Consider the following 2,967-nt stretch of genomic DNA (forward strand, 5'->3'; position numbering starts at 1 on the left):
CCAGCTATCTGATGTATAATCTGCTTCTTTTAACTCTTCAGCTTCTTTAATTTTTGCTTTTAATGCAGCCTTATCCACTACTACTGGATTTCCGATGTTCTCTGTTCTTACTGTTAATTCCCTCGCTTGGGATGCCAGCGTTGTTGTTGTTGCTTTTACTCGAACACGAATCACATTATCCTTAGAAGCTGTGAGCTCAATATCCCTGCCAGTAATGGAAGTCCAAGCTGTTCCCCATGAGTCTGAGTCCTTTGCTTTTATTTGATACTCCATGGTACTATCAGTACCTACCAGCTTGACTTTACCTTTTGTGATCTTTCCAGTTTCCATACTTAATGAAACATTAGGTGCACTCCCTACACCTGGTACACTTGGAGGCAAATCAGGGTTTTTTCCTGGTGCTACGCTTACCCTTTCGATACTGCCCTTACCCGGAGTAAGCTTAATCGTAGCATTGCTGTTAATTTGCACTTCCTTCAGTGGAACCTCTATCGTAACAGTACCATTCGTCTCAATAACGACTTTGGCATCTTTAAAAGGATTCGTTGCATCACTATCCGCTTTAAGTGTAGTTGGTGCTTTAATAACTACATCACCTGAAATGCTTGTAATTTTACCTTGAGCATTAATATTGGCATTTGAAGCACCGCTTGAAACCTGCAAGCCATTGAGAGTAGAATTTCTTATAATCGTATCAGCCGATACGGAAGATGCCAAAGCCGTAACTGCCAGTGTCGACATAACGGTTATCGCAGGTATTTTTTTACTCTTTCTTTTTGACATGTTTTCTTTCCTCCTTTACGTGTGCTAGCCTTTCTATCCCTATTGAAGAATGGTTTGTCCTGTTACAGTTACATCATCTAACGTTGTTGAATTGGATGCTGTCATCGTTAAAGAGCCTTCAATTCTTACATTCCTTAATGTTACGTCCTTGGAGCCGGATGTAATTAATACATTGCCCTTAATCGTGCCGTTTTTAATCGTGATGTTACTGCCGGAAATTCTCACATCTTTGTATATTGTTCCTAAAGAATCTTCCGATTTCGTATACGTCACTTCCGAGCTAGAAGAACTGCCACTGCCACGGTCACGATCACGGCTGCTTCCGGAAGAGGACGTATAGCTCACCTGATCAATTCTTCCTTTTACATCCTGATAGTTCTTCACTACATCTCCCACATTGGCAGAGGAAGCAAGAATCAGCTTATCAATACGAGCCTTGTCTCCAAGCGTTAGGCGCGTATTTCTATTCTCAATCTCAAGCGTTGTAATTTTTGCTCTTACTTCAATCGAAGATACATCATTTTTAACAGTTACCCGTGAAAGGGTGATATCACTATCCGCAATAAGGGTAGCATTATCTAAAACCGTAATCTCGTCTGTTTTCATACTACCAGTTACTTCTACACGTACATCTCTCTTATTAATCTCGACCTTCCCAAGCTCGGCCGATTCAAAAGTAACGGCCTCACTATTTCCCCCATTTACCTTCGTCTTACCATCTACGATTACTTTGTAGGAGTAGAAGCCGCGGGATACGTCTCTAGTGATTTCTAGATCGCCCTTCACTCTCACATTTTTCAAGGATACATAATCGCCCTTCACTTTCACGTCGCCGTTGACTGTACCCCCATCCAGCACAACATTATCGCTGAATTTTTTCTCGCCCGATCTGGCTGATTGTCCGGACGCCGTGAGCTCCAGGTATGTAACCTTTGTGATGGTCTTGTCTTTCGTCTCAACTTTTATCGTCGCATTTTTAAGAGCCTCTCTATTTTTGTCATTCAGCAGGTCTCTCACATCACTCGACAAATCATATGATTTGCCGCTTAATGTAATCGCGCTATCTGTGACACTCTCCACCTTCGCTTCTATCGTTTCAGCAGATGGCGTTGGGGCCGGTGTAGGTGCAGGCGCAGGCGTTTGCTGCAACGCATTTGCCAGGTTTACCGCCATAATCGCGACTTCCTGACGCGGTGCGTTTTGCTTCGGATTAAAGTTCTTGCCATCACCACGCAGCAAGCCCTTCTCCATCGCTACCTGTACCGCAGGTCTAGCCCAGGAACTAATTTTTCCAGCATCTGCCACTCCCAGACTGCCGCCTTTTCCTATCGTGTCCGCTTTAATGGCACTCACCAGTACAACCGCTAATTCTTCTCTTGTAACCGGTGCGTTCGGACGGAACTTACCATTACCATCACCGCGCATAATGCCCGCATTCTTCACTGCTTCAATCGCCCGCATTCCCCAGGCATTTGGCGGTACATCTGTATAGGAAGACACCTGCACATTCGGCTCCTCCAGCTTTAGGATGTTTACCAGTATGGAGGCAACTTCCTGACGTGTGACAAGCGCTTTCGGACGGAAGTTGCCGTTATTGTCACCTTTCATTAAGTCACGATTTTTGGCCTCCATGATGCCGCCCTGTGCCCAGGAAGCTGCCTGGTTCAAGTCTTTGAATGCCGAAGTATCGGCCAGTGCGGATGTCGGGCCCAGCACCATAGAAAGGATGACGGCCGTCGACAGAACCTTGTTGTAACTCTTTTTTACTTTCATAGGTTTTTCTCCTTTCTTTCTTATAATCGGAAGATTTCCAGTTTTTCTTTTTAAAGAAAAACAGGGATCTTCTGGAATATTCTATTACATATGTAGGATAATGAAAACGTACAAAGTACCTAAAATTCATCATAAAATCTTGATTAACGCTCATGAAATGATAAATTATATCGAAAATGAAATAGTATAATGAAAGTGCCCACTAAAAAATTCCACTTTTCCATTCAATAAAAAAAGCTGCTCCATGAGAGCAGCACTTATATCCGTTTGACTGGATCAATCCATATGTTCTTGTAGCCTTGAATATAGCTGACAAATTGACAATTGAAACTATATACATCTGATTGGATACATCGACACATTTTTGTGGTGGGAGATAAGAAAAGAAGGAGAAAATCAGAGACTAGAAAA

General features: G+C 43.0%; 2 protein-coding genes. Both read right to left on the reverse strand.

Annotated elements, in window-relative coordinates:
* Positions 1 to 783: hypothetical protein (locus HMPREF0083_RS28770; RefSeq protein WP_021622429.1), on the reverse strand; the 783-nt coding region annotated here is incomplete at its 3' end.
* 39 nt (positions 784 to 822) lie between these two features.
* Positions 823 to 2,556, reverse strand: a complete 1,734-nt coding sequence (locus HMPREF0083_RS15245; RefSeq protein ID WP_021622430.1) for an S-layer homology domain-containing protein — start codon at positions 2,554 to 2,556, stop codon at positions 823 to 825.
* Positions 2,557 to 2,967 lie beyond the last annotated feature (411 nt).

Origin of the sequence: Aneurinibacillus aneurinilyticus ATCC 12856 (assembly GCF_000466385.1) — a bacterium.
GTDB lineage: Bacteria > Bacillota > Bacilli > Aneurinibacillales > Aneurinibacillaceae > Aneurinibacillus > Aneurinibacillus aneurinilyticus.